The sequence below is a fragment of the Bradyrhizobium sp. LeoA1Lang genome (assembly GCF_055413685.1).
Window position 1 is genome coordinate 1 of the sequence record NZ_JBVAPG010000011.1, and the last position, 19,410, is coordinate 19,410.

At 64.1% G+C, this 19,410-nt stretch carries 18 protein-coding genes; 3 read left to right on the forward strand and 15 right to left on the reverse strand.

Annotation, left to right across the window (positions count from 1 at the left end; translation table 11 throughout):
• Window positions 1-164 precede the first annotated feature (164 nt).
• Window positions 165-1,091, reverse strand: coding sequence for an ornithine carbamoyltransferase (gene argF, locus ACZYOF_RS06230; protein ID WP_130583026.1), 927 nt, complete (start codon window positions 1,089-1,091; stop codon window positions 165-167).
• A complete protein-coding gene (locus tag ACZYOF_RS06235) occupies window positions 1,091-2,299 on the reverse strand; it encodes an acetylornithine transaminase (RefSeq protein WP_463715172.1) in 1,209 nt (402 codons plus the stop codon). The genes argF and ACZYOF_RS06235 overlap by 1 nt, the downstream gene beginning before the upstream one ends.
• Window positions 2,300-2,798: 499 nt before the next feature.
• Here ACZYOF_RS06235 and ACZYOF_RS06240 point away from each other — a divergent pair, with 499 nt between their 5' ends.
• Window positions 2,799-3,314 carry a GcrA family cell cycle regulator gene (locus tag ACZYOF_RS06240; RefSeq protein ID WP_130583024.1) on the forward strand — a complete coding sequence of 172 codons (516 nt, stop codon included), beginning with the start codon at window positions 2,799-2,801 and terminating at the stop codon, window positions 3,312-3,314.
• Between the two features lie 120 nt (window positions 3,315-3,434).
• On the opposite strand, the gene phoB is transcribed toward ACZYOF_RS06240, so the two are convergent.
• From phoB to ACZYOF_RS06290, 10 genes are all read right to left on the reverse strand, one after another.
• Window positions 3,435-4,142: a phosphate regulon transcriptional regulator PhoB gene (gene phoB / locus ACZYOF_RS06245; protein ID WP_028163454.1), complete on the reverse strand. Its 708-nt coding sequence runs from the start codon at window positions 4,140-4,142 to the stop codon at window positions 3,435-3,437.
• A 118-nt stretch (window positions 4,143-4,260) separates the two neighbouring features.
• Window positions 4,261-4,977, reverse strand: a complete 717-nt coding sequence (gene phoU, locus ACZYOF_RS06250) for a phosphate signaling complex protein PhoU (protein WP_130583023.1) — start codon at window positions 4,975-4,977, stop codon at window positions 4,261-4,263.
• A gap of 11 nt (window positions 4,978-4,988) precedes the next feature.
• Window positions 4,989-5,801 (reverse strand): phosphate ABC transporter ATP-binding protein PstB, encoded by an 813-nt coding sequence (pstB, locus tag ACZYOF_RS06255; protein WP_394568969.1) that lies wholly within the window; start codon window positions 5,799-5,801, stop codon window positions 4,989-4,991.
• A 5-nt stretch (window positions 5,802-5,806) separates the two neighbouring features.
• Window positions 5,807-6,652 (reverse strand): phosphate ABC transporter permease PstA, encoded by an 846-nt coding sequence (gene pstA, locus ACZYOF_RS06260; protein WP_130583021.1) that lies wholly within the window; start codon window positions 6,650-6,652, stop codon window positions 5,807-5,809.
• A 3-nt stretch (window positions 6,653-6,655) separates the two neighbouring features.
• On the reverse strand, window positions 6,656-7,645 hold the full coding sequence (gene pstC, locus ACZYOF_RS06265; RefSeq protein WP_463715173.1) for a phosphate ABC transporter permease subunit PstC: 990 nt from the start codon (window positions 7,643-7,645) through the stop codon (window positions 6,656-6,658).
• 193 nt (window positions 7,646-7,838) lie between these two features.
• Entirely contained in the window at window positions 7,839-8,849 is a 1,011-nt protein-coding gene (pstS, locus tag ACZYOF_RS06270; protein WP_130583019.1) for a phosphate ABC transporter substrate-binding protein PstS, read from the reverse strand.
• Between the two features lie 143 nt (window positions 8,850-8,992).
• Entirely contained in the window at window positions 8,993-10,291 is a 1,299-nt protein-coding gene (locus ACZYOF_RS06275) for an ATP-binding protein (protein WP_463715174.1), read from the reverse strand.
• A gap of 32 nt (window positions 10,292-10,323) precedes the next feature.
• Entirely contained in the window at window positions 10,324-11,379 is a 1,056-nt protein-coding gene (locus tag ACZYOF_RS06280) for a lysylphosphatidylglycerol synthase domain-containing protein (RefSeq protein WP_463715175.1), read from the reverse strand.
• Between the two features lie 312 nt (window positions 11,380-11,691).
• A complete protein-coding gene (locus tag ACZYOF_RS06285; RefSeq protein ID WP_130580565.1) occupies window positions 11,692-11,988 on the reverse strand; it encodes a hypothetical protein in 297 nt (98 codons plus the stop codon).
• Entirely contained in the window at window positions 11,988-13,382 is a 1,395-nt protein-coding gene (locus tag ACZYOF_RS06290) for an OmpA family protein (RefSeq protein ID WP_463715176.1), read from the reverse strand. Before ACZYOF_RS06290 ends, ACZYOF_RS06285 begins: the two co-directional genes overlap by 1 nt.
• Window positions 13,383-13,550: 168 nt before the next feature.
• Here ACZYOF_RS06290 and ACZYOF_RS06295 point away from each other — a divergent pair, with 168 nt between their 5' ends.
• Together ACZYOF_RS06295 and ACZYOF_RS06300 are read left to right on the forward strand one after the other, a co-directional pair.
• Window positions 13,551-14,612, forward strand: coding sequence for a polysaccharide deacetylase family protein (locus ACZYOF_RS06295; protein ID WP_463715177.1), 1,062 nt, complete (start codon window positions 13,551-13,553; stop codon window positions 14,610-14,612).
• A 193-nt stretch (window positions 14,613-14,805) separates the two neighbouring features.
• Window positions 14,806-15,615, forward strand: a complete 810-nt coding sequence (locus ACZYOF_RS06300; protein WP_463715178.1) for an SDR family oxidoreductase — start codon at window positions 14,806-14,808, stop codon at window positions 15,613-15,615.
• A 130-nt stretch (window positions 15,616-15,745) separates the two neighbouring features.
• Here ACZYOF_RS06300 and ACZYOF_RS06305 read toward each other — a convergent pair whose 3' ends face one another.
• From ACZYOF_RS06305 to boxC, 3 genes are all read right to left on the reverse strand, one after another.
• Window positions 15,746-16,018 carry a hypothetical protein gene (locus ACZYOF_RS06305; RefSeq protein ID WP_463715179.1) on the reverse strand — a complete coding sequence of 91 codons (273 nt, stop codon included), beginning with the start codon at window positions 16,016-16,018 and terminating at the stop codon, window positions 15,746-15,748.
• Window positions 16,019-16,042: 24 nt separating this feature from the next.
• On the reverse strand, window positions 16,043-17,494 hold the full coding sequence (gene boxB, locus ACZYOF_RS06310) for a benzoyl-CoA 2,3-epoxidase subunit BoxB (RefSeq protein ID WP_463715180.1): 1,452 nt from the start codon (window positions 17,492-17,494) through the stop codon (window positions 16,043-16,045).
• Window positions 17,495-17,612: 118 nt separating this feature from the next.
• Entirely contained in the window at window positions 17,613-19,301 is a 1,689-nt protein-coding gene (gene boxC, locus ACZYOF_RS06315) for a 2,3-epoxybenzoyl-CoA dihydrolase (RefSeq protein WP_463715181.1), read from the reverse strand.
• Window positions 19,302-19,410: the final 109 nt, after the last annotated feature.

The window sequence follows — 19,410 nt, forward strand, 5'->3', positions numbered from 1 at the left end:
CCGCCTCGCGCATCCCATCTTGGCCAGCGATCATCCGATCGCATCAAACAGGCCGGACATATGGATGCAAGCGATCCGATCACCTCAAAAGCTCTTGTGCCACGGGGGCCGTCCACATATGGGTCCCGGGTCAAGCCCGGGACGACAGCCGTTCTTGCGGTCGACTACGCGACCGCGTCAAAACACCAGGCCAGAATGCCCTTCTGCGCATGCAGGCGGTTCTCCGCCTCGTCGAACACCACCGATTGCGGACCGTCGATCACCTCGTCGGTGACTTCCTCGCCGCGATGCGCCGGCAGGCAATGCATGAACAGTGCATCGGGCTTCGCCAGCGACATCAGCTTGGCATTGACCTGATAGGGCCGCAGCAGATTGTGGCGGTGCTCGCCATCCTTGTCGCCCATCGACACCCAGGTGTCGGTGACGACGCAGTCGGCGCCGCGCACGGCTGCTTCGGGGTCGTTGCCGAGCACGATCGGCGCCTGGGTGGCCTTGATCCAGTCGCGCATCGCCTTGTTCGGCGCGAGCTGCGGCGGCGTCGCGATGTTGAGGGCGAACTTGAAACGCTCGGCGGCATGCGCCCATGACGCCAGCACGTTGTTGTCGTCACCGGTCCAGGCCACGATCTTGCCCTCGATCGAACCGCGACGCTCCTCGAACGTCATCAGGTCGGCCATCACCTGGCAGGGATGCGAGCGCCGGGTCAGCCCGTTGATCACGGGGACGGTGGCGTGCGCGGCAAGTTCCAAGAGCGCATCGTGGTTGAGGATGCGGATCATGATCGCATCGACATAGCGCGACAGCACCCGCGCGGTATCGGCGATGGTCTCGCCACGGCCAAGCTGCATCTCGGCACCGGTGAGCATGATCGATTCACCGCCAAGCTGGCGCATGCCGACATCGAACGACACCCGCGTGCGGGTCGAGGGGCGCTCGAAGATCATCGCCAGCGTCTTGCCTTCGAGCGGCTTCGTAGCCCTCTCATGCGCCTTCAGTCTCGCCTTCATGGCGGCGCCGGCGGCGAGCATGGCGCGCAGCTCGTTGAGCGACATTTCGTTGATGTCGAGGAAGTGACGGGGTGCCTTGCTCATCATCCCGCTGCCTTCTTCGACGGTCCACTTGAGAGCGCGGTGCAGGCGCGCTCGAGGCAACCGATGGCGTGCTCGATCTCGGCCTCGCCGACGATCAGCGGCGCGAGGAAGCGCACCACATTATCGCCGGCGCCGACCGTGAGCAGCTTCTGCTCGCGCAGGGCGTTGACGAGGTCGCCCGAGGGCACCACCGCCTTGACGCCGATCAGAAGCCCCTCGCCGCGCACGTCCGCGAGAATGTACGGATAGCGGTCGACCACGGAGGCGAGCTTCTGCTTGAGCAGGAGCGACATCTTCTGCACGTGATCGAAGAAGCCGGGCTGCAGCATCACATCGAGCACGGCGCTGGCGGCCGCGACCGCGAGCGGGTTGCCGCCGAAGGTCGAGCCGTGCGAGCCCGGCGTCATGCCGGACGCGGCTTCCGCGGTCGCAAGGAAGGCGCCGATCGGAAAGCCGCCGCCGAGCGCCTTGGCCAGCGACATCACATCGGGAGTGACCCCGATGCGCTTGTAGGCGAAGAGATCGCCGGTGCGGCCCATGCCGGTCTGCACCTCATCGAAGGCGAGCAGGAGACCGTGCTCGTCGCAAAGCTGGCGCAGCGCCTTGAAGAAGGCCGGCGGCGCAGAGCGCACGCCGCCTTCGCCCTGCACCGGCTCGATCAGGATGCCTGCCGTCTGCGGACCAATCGCGCGTTTCACCGCTTCGATGTCGCCATGCGGCACCTGGTCGAAACCGTCCATCGGCGGGCCGAAGCCCTCGAGATATTTGGCGGCGCCGGTCGCGGCCAGCGTCGCGAGCGTGCGGCCATGGAAGGCGCCTTCGAAGGTGACGATGCGATAGCGCTCCGGATGCCCCTTCGAGAAGTGATAGTGACGCACGACCTTGATCACGCCTTCCATCGCTTCCGCGCCGGAATTGCAGAAGAACACGAAGTCCGCAAAACTCTGCTCGCACAGCCGCGCGGCAAGCTTCTCGCCGTCCGGGCTCTTGAACAGGTTCGACATGTGCCAGAGCTTCGTCGCCTGCTCCTGCAGCGCCTTCACCAGATGCGGATGGGCATGGCCGAGCGCGTTCACCGCGACGCCGGAGGTGAAGTCGAGATAACGCTCGCCTTTGGTCGAGATCAGCCAACAGCCTTCGCCGCGTTCGAAGCCGAGATCGGCCCTGGCAAAAACGGGAAGCAGATGCGACGTGGCGCTGTCGGTCATGGCGATCACTGAAGGGTTTTAGACAAGCCTTTCAGATGAGCCCTGGCGGCGTGCAGCGATGCAGACACGCGGCTGGAGCTCATCCAGCGAAAACAAAACGTGCCGCCTTTGCAGGGCGGCACGTAAAGGCATTCTATGCGCGCGGCGGGCGCTGTCAATCGCCACGAAGCCGCCAGGCTGCGCTGCAAAGTACCGGGTAATCCGCGGGTTTCCAGTGTAGTGGAAAAGCCCGATTGCAATCCCTAAATGTCGGAACATGTGGACGCATAGGCGCGGACTCTTGCGCCAGAGTCACGCCATATTGTAGCGTCTGGCCTGTCGGGTACGACATCTCGTGCGGCAGTTTTGATCCCTAGAGTCCTTTGTGTGCGGCGTACACGTTCGGGTGCGGTTTTCGTGCCCGGCGAGCCTTAAGGGATTCTGCCCGCAGGGATTTTTGAGATTAGGCATCGCAGCGCTGTCCCAGGATCGGCCGGCGCAACGCGAAGGGAAAGATGCGATGACGGTATTGACCTGGTCCGACGAACGCGTCGAGCAATTGAAGAAGCTCTGGGAAGCCGGGCTCTCGGCCAGCCAGATCGCAGCGGAACTCGGCAACGTGACGCGCAATGCAGTGATCGGCAAGGTGCACCGGCTCGGCCTCTCGGGCCGCGCCAAGAGTCCTGCTGCAGCCGCGCCGCGGCAGCGCAAGGCGCGTCCCGCACAGCCGATGATGCGCGTAGCGCGGCCGGTCTCCCGCGGCAACACCGCACTCGCCCACGCCTTCGAGGTGGAGGTGGAAGCGGACCCTATCGCCTACGACAATGTGGTGCCGATGAGCCAGCGGCTGTCGCTGCTCGAATTGAACGAGGCCACCTGCCACTGGCCGGTCGGCGATCCCTCGAGCCCGGAATTCTTCTTCTGCGGCGGCAAGGCGCTTCCCGGCCTGCCCTATTGCGCGCACCACTCCCGCGTCGCCTACCAGCCGGCAGCGGACCGCCGCCGTCCGACGGTCAAGCCGTCACACGGCAAGTAAGCCGACGACAGATCGTAGCCCGGGTGAAGCGCAGCGTAACCCGGCAATGCTGTATCGGCAGGTCCAAATTTCCCCGGGTTACGCTTCGCTGCACCCGGGCTACGGATTGAGGTCGCCGAGTTACGACTGCTCGGCCTTCGCGAAGCGATCATCCAGCGCGTAGCCCGCGCCGCGGACGGTGCGGATCGGGTCCTGCTCGCGGCCGGGATTGAGCAATTTGCGCAGGCGGCCGATGTGGACGTCGACGGTGCGCTCGTCGATATAGATGTCGCGCCCCCAGACGCTGTCGAGCAACTGCTCGCGGCTGAACACGCGGCCGGGATGCTCCAGGAAGAACTCCAGCAGGCGATATTCGGTCGGGCCGAGATCGATCGGACGGCCCGAGCGCGCGACGCGACGCTTCTCGCGGTCGAGCTCGATGTCGCCATAGGTGAGCACGGTGGCGAGCCGCTCCGGACTTGCCCGACGCAACAGGCCCTTCACCCGCGCCAGCAGTTCAGGCACCGAGAACGGCTTGACGATGTAGTCGTCGGCGCCGGTCGCCAGTCCCCTCACGCGCTCGCTTTCCTCGCCGCGCGCGGTCAGCATGATGATCGGGAGCTGCTTGGTCTCCGGCCGCGCCCGTAGACGGCGGCACAGCTCGATGCCGGAGAGTCCCGGCAGCATCCAGTCGAGCACGACAAGGTCGGGAATGCGTTCCTTGAGCCTTGTGTCCGCATCATCTCCACGGGCGACCGTTTCGACATCATAGCCTTCTGCATCGAGATTGTAGCGCAACAGCGTCGTCAGCGCTTCTTCGTCTTCGACCACCAGAATGCGTGCGCTCATCGGCTTGGCTTCTCCTATAGCGGGATGACTCTCTGCCTGAATCGTCATCCCACTCTTCCTTTGATGTTTTGAGCAGGATCTTCTTCGGAAAACCGGCTTCGACTTTCCTGGATGTGCTCTAGTTGCCCGGAACGGTCGTGGCGAACGTCGTCATATCCCCCTTCGGCCGCTTGTCGGTCATCTGCTGACCCTCGATCATGTAGAACACCGTCTCCGCGATGTTGGTGGCGTGGTCGCCGATCCGCTCGATGTTCTTGGCGCAGAACATCAGGTGGATGCAGAACGAGATGTTGCGCGGATCTTCCATCATGTAGGTGAGGAGCTCCCGGAACAGCGAGGTGCAGATCGCGTCCACCTCCTCGTCGCTCTTCCAGACGTTCATCGCGGCCGGCAGATCGTGCGCGGCATAAGCGTCGAGCACGGACTTGACCTGCGACAGCACGAGGTCGGTCATGTGCTCCAAGCCGCGGATCAGCTTCAGCGGCTGGAAGTCGTTCTCCAGCGCGGCGACGCGCTTGCCCATGTTCTTGGCGAGGTCGCCGATCCGCTCGAGGTCGGTCGCCACCCGCATCGCGCCGACGATCTCGCGCAGGTCGACGGCCATCGGCTGGCGGCGGGCGATCGTCAGCACGGCGCGCTCTTCGATCACGCGCTGCAGGCTGTCGATCTCGATGTCGGAAGCGACGACACGCTTGCCGAGCGCAATGTCGCGGCGGATCAGCGCATCGACGGATTCGGTGATCATCCGTTCGACCAGCCCGCCCATCTCCGCGACCAGACGGGTCAGTTCCTGAAGATCGCTGTCGAACGCCTTGGCGGTATGTTCAGAAGCCATGATGTCCCTCCTCAACCGAACCGGCCGGTGATGTAGTCCTGGGTGCGACGATCGCTCGGCGAGGTGAAGATCTTGCTGGTGTCGTCGAACTCGATCAGTTCGCCCAGATACATGAACGCGGTCTTGTCGGAGACGCGCGCCGCCTGCTGCATGTTATGCGTGACGATCGCGATCGTGTAGTCCTCCGACAGCTCCTGGATCAGTTCCTCGACCTTGGCGGTCGAAATCGGATCGAGCGCCGAGCAGGGCTCGTCGAACAGGATCACTTCGGGCCGCACCGCAACCGTGCGAGCGATGCACAGACGCTGCTGCTGGCCGCCGGAGAGGCTCAGGCCGGAGGCATTGAGCTTGTCCTTGACCTCGTTCCACAGCGCGCCGCCGCGCAGCGCTTTCTCGACTCGGCCGTCCATTTCGGATTTCGAGATCTTCTCGTAAAGGCGGATGCCGAAGGCGATATTCTCATAGATCGTCATCGGGAACGGCGTCGGCTTCTGGAACACCATTCCGATCCGCGCCCGCAGCAGGTTGAGGTCGAGCTTGGGGTCGAGGATGTTGGTCTGGTCCAGCATCAGTTGGCCGGTGGCGCGCTGGCCGGGATAGAGGTCGTACATCCGGTTGAAGATCCGCAGCAGCGTTGACTTGCCGCAACCGGAAGGACCGATGAAGGCGGTGACGCGGTTGGTGCCGAGCGCCAGGTTGATGTTCTTCAGCGCGTGGTGCTCGCCGTAATAGAAGTTGAGGCTGCGTGCCGTCACCTTCGGCGGCGCTTCCGGCAGCGATTTCTGGGGAATGGCCGCGCTCGGGCTGGTCGTCGATACGGTCATATCGGTCATTTTGCGCTCCTTTCGGCGCCGAGGATGCGCGCGCCGATGTTGAGCGCGAGCACGGTCAAGGTGATGAGCAGGGCCCCGCTCCAGGCGAGCTCTTTCCAATAGGCGTAGGGGCTCTGCACGAAGTTGTTGATCGTCACCGGCAGGTTCGCCATCGTCTTGGTCAGGTTCAGGCTGAAGAACTGATTGGACAGCGCGGTGAACAATAGCGGCGCGGTCTCGCCGGCGACGCGGGCGGTCGCCAGCAGCACGCCCGTGATCAGGCCGGAGCGCGCCGCGCGGTAGGCGATCCGCTTGATCACCAGCGAGCGCGGAAGGCCAAGCGCGGAGGCCGCCTCCCGCAGCGGGTTGGGGACGAGCAGCAGCATGTCCTCGGTGGTGCGCAGCACGACGGGGATGACGATCACCGCCAGCGCCAGACAGCCGGCCAGCGCGGAGAAGCCGCCCATCGGCACGACGACCGCGCCATAGATGAACAGGCCGATGATGATCGACGGCGCGCTCAAGAGGATGTCGTTGATGAAGCGGATCACCGAAGTGAGCCGGTCATGCTTGCCGTATTCGGCCAGATAGGTGCCGGCAAACAGGCCGAGCGGCGCGCCGATGCCGACACCGATCACGGTCATGATCACCGAGCCGACGATCGCGTTCAGGAGACCGCCATCGGTGGAGCCGGGCGGCGGCGTGTTCTTGGTGAAGACATCGAGGCTGAGGCCGGCGAGGCCGTTGTAGAACAGCGTGAACAGGATCAGCGCCAGCCAAGTCACCCCAAACGCGGCAGCGGCGATGCAAAGCCCGCGGATGATGATGTCGTTGCGACGGCGGGACCTGTAAATCGGATTCATGGCTCAGTTCCCCGCCTTCTTTTCCAGACGCATCAGCATCAGTCGCGCACAGGCGAGAACAATGAACGTCAGCACGAACAGCAACAGGCCGAGCAGGATCAGGCCCGATTGGTGCAATCCGTCACTCTCGGCGAATTCGCTGGCGATCGCCGCCGAGATCGTCGTGCCCGGCGCGAAGATCGAGGAGGAGATGCGGAACGAGTTGCCGATGATGAAGGTCACGGCCATGGTCTCGCCGAGTGCGCGGCCGAGGGCCAGCATGATGCCGCCGATCACGCCGACGCGGGTATAGGGGATCACGACGTTGCGGACGACTTCCCAGGTGGTGCAGCCGACCCCGTAGGCCGCCTCCTTCAGGACCGGCGGCACTGTCTTGAACACGTCGACCGAGATCGCCGTGATGAAGGGCAGCACCATGATCGCCAGGATCAGCGCGGCGTTGAACAGGCTGAGATAGGACGGCGGGCCGCCGAACACCGCGCCCAGCAGCGGCACGCCGTCGAACAGGCGGATCATGAACGGCTGGAAGGTGTTGGCGAGGAACGGGCCGAGCACGAAGAAGCCCCACATGCCGTAGATGATCGAGGGGATGCCGGCCAGGAGCTCAATCGCGATGCCGATCGGGCGGCGCAGCCATTGCGGGCAAAGCTCGGTGAGGAAGATCGCAATGCCGATGCCGACGGGAATGGCGATCAGCATCGCGATGATAGAGGTGATGAGCGTGCCATAGATCGGCCCGAGCGCACCGAGCACCGGCGGATCGGCCGACGGCGCCCAGCGTTGCGTCGACAGGAAGGCGAAGCCGTATTCCTTCATCGCCGGCCAGGCGCCGGCAATCAGCGAAAGAATGATGCCGCCAAGGATCAGGAGCACCGAAATCGCGCAGGCCCGGGTGATCCAGTAGAAGGTGAGGTCACCGAGTTTGAAGGCGCTGAGGGCCTTGGCACGATCGTAAGGTCCGGAGGCTGCCATTACGTCGCTTTGAACGGCCATGTCTGCCACGCCAATCCCCTGTGTTGACTGATACAATAGAAGGGTCGCTTCTTGTCGAGCGATCTTGCCGACGAGTTTATCCGGCGCCGCTTCTGGGTCCGAGGACCAGACCCGGAACCCCTTGGGATTCCGGGATCACTTGCTAGACTCGCGCCCCGGAAGATGACGGGGCGCGAGGCTCTCGATGCGAGGCTCAGCTCTTGATGTCCGAGGCCCAGGTCTTTTCGATCAGCTTGACGACCGCTTCCGGCATCGGAATGTAGTCGAGCTCCTCGGCGGCCTTGCCGCCCTTCTCGAACGACCACTTGAAGAACTTGATGGCTTCGCCCGAAGCCGCCTTATCCGTCGGCTCCTTGTGCATCAGGATGAAGGTCGCCGCGGTGATCGGCCAGGACGCATCGCCCGGCTGGTCGGTCAGGATCACGTAGTAGCCCGGAGCCTTGGCCCAGTCCGCGTTGGAAGCAGCAGCCTGGAACGCAGCAATGGTCGGCTGCACGGTCTTGCCCGCCTTGTTGACCATCGCGGCATAGGTCAGCTTGTTCTGCTTGGCGTAGGCGTATTCGACGTAGCCGATGGCGTTCTTGGTCTGGCTGATGTTGCCGGCAACACCCTCGTTGCCCTTGGCGCCAACGCCAACCGGCCACTCGACCGCAGTGCCCGAGCCGACCTTGGACTTCCAGTCGGCGTTCGACTTGGAGAGGAAGTCGGTGAAGTTGAAGGTGGTGCCCGAACCGTCGGAACGGCGCACGACAGTGATGGCGTCAGAGGGCAGCTTCAGCTTCGGATTGAGCTTGGCAATCGCCGCATCGTCCCACTTGGTGATCTTGCCGAGATAGATGTTGCCGATCACTTCGCCCGACAGCACGAGCTCGCCCGGCTTGATGCCTTCGAGGTTCACGACCGGCACGATCGCGCCCATCACCATCGGCCACTGGACGAGTCCGTCCTTCTCGAGCTGCTCGGCCTTCAGCGGCGCATCGGTGGCACCGAAGGTCACGGTCTTGGCCTGGATCTGCTTGATGCCGGCGCCCGAGCCGATCGACTGATAATTCAGCCCGTTGCCCGTTTCCTTCTTATAGGCGTCCGCCCATTTGGAATAGATCGGGAACGGAAATGTCGCGCCCGCGCCAGTGATATCGGCCGCGAAGGCCGACGTCGAAACGGCCACCAAGCCGGCAGCGACGATTGTCCTAAAGAAATTCATGGGGTGGTCTCCAATCCTGTGAGCGAAGCGCCGGATGCGCCCGATCGCGCTCACGCCGGTCCGTTTAGGAGCGGTCGATGCTCGTTTTACGAAGGTTGGGTGACAGTTGGATGACACATTCAAGCAATTGAAATTGCTTGATTTTATGTCGCTGCGGCGGTCTTCACCTGGGGAAAACAGGCGGTAAAAGTAGCGCCGTTTTTCGGCACGCTTTCGATCAAGAGACGGCCGCGATGACGGTTAAGAATATGTTTCACCAAGGATAATCCGAGCCCGGTTCCGCCCTGGAGGCGGCTGTCGCCGACGTCGACCCGGTAGAAGCGCTCGGTCAGCCGCGGCAGGTGTTCCGGGGCGATGCCGGGACCGAAATCCCGCACCAGGACCCGGATCTCCGGGGCGCCCTCGCCGGAGGCGGCCTCCTTGAGCGAGACGATCACCCTGCCGCCGGAGGCGCCGTATTTCAGGGCGTTCTCGATCAGGTTTTCGAACAGCCGCAACAGCTCCTCGCGGTCGCCCGCGATCATGACCGGCATCTCGGGAAGCTGGATCTCGATCACGACCTGCCGCTCGCGCGCCAGCGGCTCCAGGCCGTCGGCGACCTGGCGGATGATCGGGATCAGGTCGACGCAGGTGTCGGGGCGGACATGGGCCGAGAGCTCGACCCGCGACAGCGACAACAGATCGTCGATCAGCCGCGCCATCCGGGTGGCCTGGGTGTGCATGATGCCGAGGAAGCGCTCCCGCGCCCGCGGATCGTCCCTGGCCGGTCCCTGCAGGGTGTCGATGAAGCCCGACAGCGCCGCGAGCGGCGTCCGCAATTCGTGGCTGGCATTGGCGACGAAGTCGGCGCGCATTTCCTCGACCCGGCGCAGCGGCGTCAGGTCGTGGAAGGTCATCAGCATGCACTTGTCGGTGCCGCCGAACAGGGTCGGCACCGGCACCGGCGTGATCACCAATTCCATCCAGCGATCGACCGGGACATGATCGAGATAGGTGGCGCGCCGCGGCTCGGTGGTGGCGATCGCCTCGCGCAGCGCGGTGATGATCTCCGGCGACCGCAACGCGAATTGGGCCAGCTCGTTCTTGCGCAGCGCCGGCGCCAACTGGGCCGCTGCGGCATTGAGATGGATGACGCGCCCGGCGCGGTCGAGCAGCACCGCCGGGTCCGGCATGCCGGCGACGACGGCGGCAACCGCCCCGTTCTCGACCGGGTTGACGCTGCGGGTATCCTCGCGGGAGGCCGCCACGTCGTGCAGGCGCCAGGGCACCAGCGCCGCGGCGGCGATGCAGAGGAACACCGCAAAAGCGCGGATCAGCGAGAGCTCATCGAGCGCGACCAGCACGCTGAGCGCCAGCCCCGCCGCAAGCAGGACAATAGCCGAGTGCCGCAGCCGGTCGGGCCACGGCGAGAAGAAGGAGGAAGAGGATTCGTGAAGGGCCATTGAGCCGGCTTCTTCCTGTTCAGGCGGCGGCGTCAGGCGCTGGTGTCTCCGCGCTCGCGGACATAAACGGCCTCATGCCGCGGTTTGGCGTCGGAGCCAGCTCCCAAATGGCGCAGGCGCTTGATTCGCGCTCCGAGGATAAGCTCCCGAAACGTCAGCAAGATTACAGATATGACAAAAGGTGAAATATAGTAGAGCATCCGGAACAAAAGCATCCCGCCGAGCAGGTCCTCGCGGTCCATCTGCCAGAGGCCGACCAGCATGGCGGCGTCGAACACGCCGAGGCCGCCGGGCGAGTGGCTGGCAAAGCCCAGTAGTGTCGCCGAGACGAAGATGACGGCCACCACGACAAAGCCGAGATTGGGCTCGTCCGGCACCAGCACGTACATCGCCAAGGCGCAGAACCCGAGGTCGATGATGCCGATGCAGATCTGCAAGAGTGTCAGCGGCCCGCCCGGCAGCGTCACCGTCCAGGGCCCGCGCCCGACCGCCCGCGGCTGGGTCCAGACCCAGACCACATAGGCCACCAGCGCGACGATGATCGTGAATGCCGCGACCCGATTGAGCCAGGGCGGAAGCTGATCGATCGAAGCGGCGGCCTCCGGATGATAGGCAATCCCGATGCCGAGCACGGCGGCATTGCCGAGCCAGAAGGTCAGCCCGGCCAGGAAGCAGATCTTGGCGACGTCGATCGCGTTCAGCCCCCAGGCCGAATAGATGCGGTAGCGCACCGCCCCGCCGGTGAAGACGCTGGCGCCGACATTGTGCCCGATCGAATAGGAGGTGAAGGCGGCGAGCGCATTGATGCGGTAGGGAATGTGGCTGTGGCCGATCGCACGCACCGCGAACAGGTCGTAGAAGGTCAGCGTGAAATAGCCGGCCGCCACGAACAGCGCCGCGAGGGCGATCTGGCGCGGCTCGGTGCTTTTGATGGCCTCGAGCACCTCGTTGGTGTCGATGCCGCGCAGCATGTGATAGAGCACGTAGCACGCGATCGCGATGACCGTGATACTGATCGCAACGCCCAATTTGTGCAGGACCTGCTTCTGGCGCAGAAACGCGATCGCCCTGCGGATTGCTTCCAGCATCTAGACCTCGAATTGCGATCCCGCGACGACGGCTACCGGGCGAACCCCGCCGACGCTCCGCTGTTCCCTCCCGCCTGTCGTAGCGCGTTTCGGGTCGAAGTGGAATTCGTCTGGCGACGATAAAACGCGCATCTTCAACACATTAGGGGGAGTTCATGACAGCAGGTGCACAGTTTTGCTGCATTCTCGCCGATCCGACAAGGAGTTGACACGCAGGCGCGGGCCGTGGCCAGCCCACCACCGATGCGACCGAACGTCCCGGCAGCAGCCATCGGGAGCACGAAACCCGCCTGACAGCCGCAACTCGCCACCTCATCTGGCCGGCTGGCTGCGCGACACCACCCAGTCACGCAGCCACGATCCCACCAGGCATCCGGCGAGATAGAGCGCGAACATGATCAGGAACAGGTCGAGCCAATAGCCGAAGCGGCCGGGAACGATGTGGCCGAGCGCAAGGGCGATCAGGATCGCCGCAAGCAGCGCCAGCCATCGCGCCAGCTTTCGTGACACCCCTTCCCCGCGCTGCACCACCGATATCCAGCCCATCGCAAGGCCGATCAACAGCGCCGCAAGCAGCCAACCCAAGAAGAACGTCGCCAGATAGGCCATCACTTCACCACGAAATCGATGCGGCGGTTCTGCGCCTTGCCTTCTTCGCTGTCGTTGCCGGCAAGCGGCTGCGTGGCGCCATAGCCGACCGCCTGGAAGCGCGTCGCCGGCAGGCCCGCTTTGACCAGATAGTCCATCACCGCCTCGGCGCGCCGTTCGGAGAGCGCCTGGTTGGCGCTCTCGTCGCCGTCGCTGTCGGTGTGGCCGGCGATCTCGATCGTGGCATTCGGGCAGCGCAGCGCGGTCTCGGTCAGGCGATCGAGCAGGCCGACGGAATCCGCGGAGATATCGGCCTTGCCCGATTCAAAGCGGATCCTCGCCTTCGACAGCAGCTCGGTGAAGAGCTGCTGGCACACGGTCGCATCCACCGGGGAGGCCGCCGGCTTCACCGAAATATCGGCCTTGTACTGCCAACCTTGCGGAAAATCCCGGCCGAGGCCAGCGCGAATCTGGTTGGCGGCGGCATCATAGAAGGCGTCGCCCGACAGCTTGACTTCGCGATCGGTCACCACGAGCGTGCCGGTCGACAGCCGCGACAAGGCGCCGAGCGCGGGCACCACGGCGTTGGCAAAGCCGGAAGGAGCGCCCACGCTGGCCTTGAGGTTGTCGACGACCTTCTCCGAGAAGAACTTGCGTCCGGCGGCCGCGACGAGCCCGGCGTGAGCGTTGTTGTCGGGCACATTGCCGGTGAGCGTCAGCGTCACCGCGACCGGATCCTTGTAGGCCTGGAAGATGTAGGGCGGCGCCTTGATGTCATTGGCTGCGACCGAGTAGCCCTCGGGCAGATTCCGCAACGCCGCCGCGATCGCCTCGCGCCCGCCGAGCTCGCGCGCCATGCCGGACAGGTTGACCTTGGTATCGGTCAGCGTGATCTTGCCATCCTTCAACTTGCCGATCTGGTCGAGCAGCAGCAGCGCCGCGCTGTCGAAGCGCGGCGGCGCGCCGCGGGCGAGCGACATCTGGTCGGCGACTTCGACACCGCCAAGCGTATTGCGGGCCGCTTCGAGCAGCTTGCCCTTGCTCGACGGTAACGGCGCACTGCCGGTGAGCGTCACCCGGACGACATCGCGCTCGGCCGACCAGACAAATGGCTTTGCTTCGGGAACGAGCCGCGTCCCGTCATTGACGAGGCGCACGCCGGGCACCGCCTCGACGGAGGCCACCGCGCTCTGACGGCCCTCCTCCGAGAACGCCTCGGCGGCAAACGTCACGTCCCGCCCGGCGACCGCGATCCTGCGCTTGTCAAGGATGGTGTCCTTGAGCGCGGCGTTTGATCGCGCGGCGAGATCAGCCTCCACGGTTGCGGTCGTGGTCCAGGCCGCGATACCCCAACAGATGACCAGCGGAATCACGCCCGGCCACCACTTGCGACTCCACTTGAAAAGTTCGTGCATTCGGGGTCCTGGCTCCGGAACCAGAGAGAAAACAAACCCTTGGCTGACTGTCAAACCCGAAATACCGCGTCTGGCAAAGAGCCGCGTATAACCGGGCCGGCTAACCGTTTGTTCAGCGGTGGTTCGCTAATTTCGCTCCGTAATGCAACCGGCCGGCCGATTTCCCGGATGAAAAAACAGCTCAGAAAAACCGTTATCCGCGCCGGACTCGAAGCGCTGTATTTCTCGGGAGCCCATTTCCTGCTGCGACCAATCTTCGCAGGCGTCGGGGCGGTCTTCATGCTGCACCATGTCCGGCCACGCCGCAACGATGAGTTCCAGCCGAACCATCATCTCGAGGTTGAACCGGAGTTCCTGCGCGCGATGCTGGAACATCTGCGCTCGCTCGACATCGACATCGTCACCATGGACGAGATGCACCGGCGGATGACCGAGCGTGATTTCGCGCGGCGCTTTGCCTGCTTCACCTTCGACGACGGCTATCGCGACAACCGCGACCATGCACTGCCCGTCATGCGCGAGTTCGACGCGCCGTTCATTGTCTATGCCGCCAGCGATTTCGCGGAAGGGACCGGCCGGCTGTGGTGGATCGCGCTGGAGCAGGTGATCGCCAAGGCGGCCGCGATCGAGGCGCCGATCGGCGGAACGATGACGCCGATCGATACCTCGACGCCGGAGGCGAAACACACAGCTTTCGAGCAGTTGCACGACTGGTTGCGGAGCTTGCCGGGCGAGCAGGATGTCCAGCGCGAGGTTTCGGCGCTGTGCGCGCGCCATGATGTCGACGAGACGACGATCGCGCGCAAGTTCTGCATGTCCTGGAGCGAACTGAAGGAGTTCGCCAACGATCCGCTGGTAACAATCGGCGCGCACACCATCACCCATTGCAATCTCGCCCGGCAGTCCGAGGACGTGGCGGCGTTCGAGATGACCGCCAGCCGGGAGCGGATCGAAGCGGCGCTGGCGCGGCCGGTGCTGCATTTCGCCTATCCCTATGGCGACAAGATCGCCGCCGGCCAACGCGAATTCGCCCTTGCCAGCGCCGCGGGCTTCAAGACCGCCGTGACGACGCGGCCGGGCATGATCTTCCCGGAAAGCGCCGATCACCTGACCGCCCTGCAACGCATCTCGCTGAACGGCAATTACCAGGACGCGCGCATCATCCCCGTCCTCACCTCCGGCGCCGCCACCGCCGTCTGGAACGGCTTCCGCCGCATCGACGCGGCGTAGCGTCACCTGCTGTCGTCCCGGGCTTGACCCGGGACCCATAACCACAGGGTGCGGCTGTGTAAGGAAGGTGTCGACCGGATCGCTTCACCGATAGATTTCCGCGGTATGGGTCCCGGCCTTCGCCGGGACGACGGGATTCTTGACTCGTCTCGATGCTCCTCTCACAACCGTTGCAACGTATTTGGAGGAACACATGTTCAAGGATCTGTTTTCACTCAAGGGCCGCGTTGCGCTGGTGACGGGTGGCTCGCGCGGCATCGGCAGGATGATCGCCGCGGGCTTCCTCGCGCAAGGCGCGGCCAAGGTCTACATCACCGCGCGGAAAGCCGGGCCGTGCGAGGAGACCGCAAAGGAGCTTTCGGCGGAGTATGGCGGCGAATGCATCGCGCTGCCGATCGACATCTCCGGTCTCGCCGGCATCGAGATGCTGGCCGCCGAGATCAAGAAGCGCGAGCCGAGGCTCGACATCCTCGTCAACAATGCCGGCGCGGCGTGGGGTGCTGACTTCGATGAGTTTCCGGAAAGCGGTTGGGACAAGGTGATGAACCTCAACGTCAAGGCGCCGTTCTTCCTGACCAAGGCGCTGGCCGCGCCGCTGCGCGCAGCCGCGAGCGCCGAGCGGCCGGCGAAGGTGATCAACATCGCCTCGATCGACGGCATCTTCGTCAACCCGCTCGAGACTTATTCCTATGCCGCAAGCAAGGCCGGCTTGATCCACCTGACGCGGCGGATGGCGGTGAAGCTGATCAAGGACCACGTCGTGGTCACCGCGATCGCGCCGGGGCCGTTCAAATCGGACTTGAACCGCGCGGCGCGCGACAATGCCGATGAGGTCGCGACGAAGGTGCCGTCGGGCCGCATCGGCACCGACGAGGACATGGCGGGTGCCGCGATCTATCTCGCCTCCCGCGCCGGCGACTATGTGGTCGGCGCCACCATCACGGTGGACGGCGGCATCGTCTATGCGAATGCCGGGATCAAGGGCAGCGGCTGGGATTCGTAGCGAGGTACGCATTCGTAGCCCGGGTGGAGCGAAAGCGAAACCCGGGACATCTGAGTCGATATTTACGGGCGGCCCCGGGTTACGCTTGCGCTCCACCCGGGCTACGGGACTAAGATCGCTCGCGGCAGCGTCACTCGTATTCGTGGTCAGCGCGCGGCGCGTTAGGCAGTTCGCGATCGAGCGCCTCCCGGTATCGCAGGCAGCCACGCAAGAATTTCGGCCATGGTGGGACGGCGACCTCCGGCGCAACCCGTTCGGGAAGCAGCCCCCACAGGTCGGGATGATGCCAGCACAAATCGTGACCGGTGCTGTCCCGGTGCGCGCGGATACCTGCCCGGAGGCGTTTCACCTCCGCGACCAGGTGGTCGCGGTCCATCCCTTCAAGGTCATGGTCGGGGTCCATGCCGTCTTCTCCCCGAATGCCGGGTTATGACTCGATCTTCACATACTCGAAATCGCCGGGCTTGTTGTCGATACCTACCTTCGGCGGCGAGATCCACGAGGCGAATTTCCCGATCTCGGTGACGGGCTTCATCAGCGAAGCGATGAACTCGCCATCTTCGATGGTCGGCAACCATTCAGTCTTGCGTTTGTTCCAGGTGGCTGCGTCGATCAGGATTCCCTCGGGCGTCGCCTCGACGTCCTTGAACTCGCCGATGGCGCGATGGAAGGCGACGTGCGGCACCGCGAGCTTGTAGTTGTAGCCGATGGTCGAGATCACCTTGTTCCAGCGCAGCATGCCCTTCACGCAGTCCTGCGTATAGTCGTCGCGCAGGCGCATGTTGAGCGCGGTCAGCGCCGGCTCGTCGACCAGCTTGAGCTCGCCGTCGATCAGTTTCAGCACCGGATAAGTCGAGTTCTGGAGCTGATGATCGTCATCGATCGTCGTCTCCTTGTAGCGGCCCTTGATGCCGGCGTTGAAGGCGTTGGCGGCGTTGGTCGAGACCTCGGAGCCGAACAAATCGAGCGACAGCGAATAGTGCAGGTTCAGCTTCTTCTGGATGGTCGGCAGGTCGATCACACCGAGCGCCCGCACTTTCGCGATGTCGGTCGGATCCTCGATACCGGCTTCGCGCATCGCCTCGCAGGTCCGCTGCACGACGCGGCTGATGCCGGTTTCGCCGACGAACATGTGGTGCGCCTCTTCCGTCAGCATGAAGCGGCAGGTGCGCGACAGCGGGTCGAAGCCGGACTGTGCCAGCGAATGCAACTGCATCTTGCCGTCGCGGTCGGTGAAATAGGTGAACATGAAGAAGGAGAGCCAATCCGGCGTCGCCTCATTGAAAGCACCCAGCATGCGCGGTGCGTCGGCATCGCCCGAGCGGCGGCGCAACAGGTCATCCGCCTCCTCGCGGCCGTCGCGGCCGAAATATTTCTGCAGCAGATAGACCATCGCCCAGAGATGGCGGCCTTCCTCAACATTGACCTGGAACAAATTGCGCATGTCGTAGAGCGAGGGCGCGGTCTTGCCGAGGTGGCGCTGCTGCTCGACGGAGGCCGGCTCGGTGTCGCCCTGGATCACGATCAGCCGCCGCAACATGGCGCGATGCTCGCCCGGCACTTCCTGCCAGGCAGGCTCGCCATAATGGGCACCGAACGGCACCACGCGGTTCTCTTCCTGCGGCGCCAGCAGGATGCCCCAGCGATATTCGGGCATCTTGACGTAGTCGAACTTGGCCCAGCCGCGCGGATCGACCGAATAGGCGGTGCGCAAATAGACCAGCGATTGCTGAAAACCTTCCGGCCCCATGTCGCTCCACCAGTCCATGTAGCCGGGATGCCAGCCCTCCAGCGCCTTCAGGACCTGACGATCCGCCGACAGATTCACGTTGTTGGGAATCTTGGTCGAGTAGTCGACGTTCATGATGTTCATGTTCATGGGGACCTCCCGTTGGAGATAATCTCGTTCAAAGCTTGCTACCGAACACGCGCTCGCGAATAGCGAATGGCGAGTAGCGAATGGAATCCTATTCGCCATTCGCTATTCACTATTCGCCCTAAACTCTCGTCATATCGAACTGCGCCTTCTGGCCGGTGCCGTAGCGGCGCAGCGCGCCCTCCTCGCCGACCGCGTTGGGGCGCTGGAAGATCCAGTTCTGCCACGCGGTCAAACGCGCAAAGATCTTCGATTCCATGGTCTCGGGGCCGACGAAGCGCAGGTTCGCTTCCATGCCGGTGAGGCCGTCGGGCGAGAAGCTGGTGCGCTCCTCGAGGAACACGCGCACCTCGTCGTCCCAATCGATGTCGTCGAGCGCGAAGGTGACGAGGCCGAGCTCCTCGGCCTCTTCCGCGTCGAGCGCCTTGCCGATCGCGCCGCGCGCGCGCTCCAGATCGGCAGGATCGGCCTGGAAGCGCGATTGCAGCCGGGTGAGCCCGTGGCTCATCGGATAGGGTCCAAAATTCATCGCGGTGAGCTGGATCGCGGGCGGCGGGCGGTTGTCGCCCTCGCGCGAGCCGATCAGCATGTAGGAGCGATCGGCGGCGAACACGAGTTCGGCGAGCGTGCCGACGAAGCAGGAGCCGGGCTCGACCAACGTCACCAGCGTGCGCGAGGTGACGTCGATGCGCTTCAGCACGCGCTTCCAAATGTGCCTGATCTCGTTGACCAACCAATATGTCTTGTTGGCTTCGAGGAAATCGTCATAGGCGACGACATGAGCGGGATCGCCGTGGCTCTTGAACACCAGCATCGCGATCCCGAGCTCGTTGATGCGCAGGTGCAGGATCGCATCGTCAAGCTCGCGCGCGACCTGCAGCGGCCAGAACGCGGCGCCTTGCGCGATCAGGTCGTCGACATCGGCTGATGGCGCGGCCTCCGGCGCTTGGATCGAGATCGTCGCGATGCGCGCGGTGCGATCGATATCGACGCTGACGAAGCCATAGCGGATGCTGTTCTCGTCGATCACGCGGTTGAGCGGCGAGAGCGCAATGCCCTTCCCGCTGCCGTTGCGGGTCGATTTGGCGGCGAATTCCTTGACGCGTTCGGCGAGCTTGCCTTCCAGCTTGCTGTTCGGCGCGATCTCGTCGACGAGGCGCCACTGCACGGCGCGCTTGCCCTTGATGCCTTCCTCGATGGTGCAAAAGAAGTCAGCATGGTCGCGGCGCACCTTGCGCTTGTCGACGACGCGCGTCAGCCCGCCGGTGCCCGGCAGCACCGCGAGCAGCGGCACTTCGGGCAGCGCCACGGCGGCCGCGCCGTCGTCGGCGAGGATGATGTGGTCGGTCGCGAGCGCGAGCTCATAGCCGCCGCCGGCCGCGGTGCCGTTGACGACAGTGATGAAGCGTTGGCCGGAATTCTCGGAGGAGTCCTCGATCCCGTTGCGGGTCTCATTGGTGAATTTGCAGAAATTGACCTTGTGCGCGTGCGTCGAGCTCGCGAGCATGCGGATGTTGGCGCCGGCGCAGAACACGCGGTTCTTGCCCGAGCGCATCACCACGACCTTCACATCGGGGTGCTCGAAGCGCAGCCGCTGCACGGCGTCGGCGAGCTCGATATCGACGCCGAGGTCGTAGGAATTGAGCTTGAGCTGGTAGCCTTCGAACAGGCCGGCATTCTCATCGACGTCCATGGTCAGGGTTGCGACCTCGCCGTCGACATCAAGCTTCCAATGCCGGTACCGGGACGGGTCGGTCTGAAAATCGATGTATTTCGCGCCGTTTGCGAGCACGCGATCCTCACCGGCCATGAGCCACCCTTGTGCGTTATTGGTTATCTGATCATGCACAATAATGCATGTTTTAGAGTTGGTCTAGTCAAAAACGCGAGAACATGCACTTTGCTTCATGTTCCGGCCG

What these genes read in the sequence shown, in the direction of transcription:
- argF (WP_130583026.1), bottom strand. Translation starts at nt 1,091, where the DNA reads ATGAGCAAGGCACCCCGTCACTTCCTCGACATCAACGAAATGTCGCTC.
- ACZYOF_RS06235 (WP_463715172.1), bottom strand. Translation starts at nt 2,299, where the DNA reads ATGACCGACAGCGCCACGTCGCATCTGCTTCCCGTTTTTGCCAGGGCC.
- ACZYOF_RS06240 (WP_130583024.1), top strand. Translation starts at nt 2,799, where the DNA reads ATGACGGTATTGACCTGGTCCGACGAACGCGTCGAGCAATTGAAGAAG.
- phoB (WP_028163454.1), bottom strand. Translation starts at nt 4,142, where the DNA reads ATGAGCGCACGCATTCTGGTGGTCGAAGACGAAGAAGCGCTGACGACG.
- phoU (WP_130583023.1), bottom strand. Translation starts at nt 4,977, where the DNA reads ATGGCTTCTGAACATACCGCCAAGGCGTTCGACAGCGATCTTCAGGAA.
- pstB (WP_394568969.1), bottom strand. Translation starts at nt 5,801, where the DNA reads ATGACCGTATCGACGACCAGCCCGAGCGCGGCCATTCCCCAGAAATCG.
- pstA (WP_130583021.1), bottom strand. Translation starts at nt 6,652, where the DNA reads ATGAATCCGATTTACAGGTCCCGCCGTCGCAACGACATCATCATCCGC.
- pstC (WP_463715173.1), bottom strand. Translation starts at nt 7,645, where the DNA reads ATGGCCGTTCAAAGCGACGTAATGGCAGCCTCCGGACCTTACGATCGT.
- pstS (WP_130583019.1), bottom strand. Translation starts at nt 8,849, where the DNA reads ATGAATTTCTTTAGGACAATCGTCGCTGCCGGCTTGGTGGCCGTTTCG.
- ACZYOF_RS06275 (WP_463715174.1), bottom strand. Translation starts at nt 10,291, where the DNA reads ATGGCCCTTCACGAATCCTCTTCCTCCTTCTTCTCGCCGTGGCCCGAC.
- ACZYOF_RS06280 (WP_463715175.1), bottom strand. Translation starts at nt 11,379, where the DNA reads ATGCTGGAAGCAATCCGCAGGGCGATCGCGTTTCTGCGCCAGAAGCAG.
- ACZYOF_RS06285 (WP_130580565.1), bottom strand. Translation starts at nt 11,988, where the DNA reads ATGGCCTATCTGGCGACGTTCTTCTTGGGTTGGCTGCTTGCGGCGCTG.
- ACZYOF_RS06290 (WP_463715176.1), bottom strand. Translation starts at nt 13,382, where the DNA reads ATGCACGAACTTTTCAAGTGGAGTCGCAAGTGGTGGCCGGGCGTGATT.
- ACZYOF_RS06295 (WP_463715177.1), top strand. Translation starts at nt 13,551, where the DNA reads ATGAAAAAACAGCTCAGAAAAACCGTTATCCGCGCCGGACTCGAAGCG.
- ACZYOF_RS06300 (WP_463715178.1), top strand. Translation starts at nt 14,806, where the DNA reads ATGTTCAAGGATCTGTTTTCACTCAAGGGCCGCGTTGCGCTGGTGACG.
- ACZYOF_RS06305 (WP_463715179.1), bottom strand. Translation starts at nt 16,018, where the DNA reads ATGGACCCCGACCATGACCTTGAAGGGATGGACCGCGACCACCTGGTC.
- boxB (WP_463715180.1), bottom strand. Translation starts at nt 17,494, where the DNA reads ATGAACATGAACATCATGAACGTCGACTACTCGACCAAGATTCCCAAC.
- boxC (WP_463715181.1), bottom strand. Translation starts at nt 19,301, where the DNA reads ATGGCCGGTGAGGATCGCGTGCTCGCAAACGGCGCGAAATACATCGAT.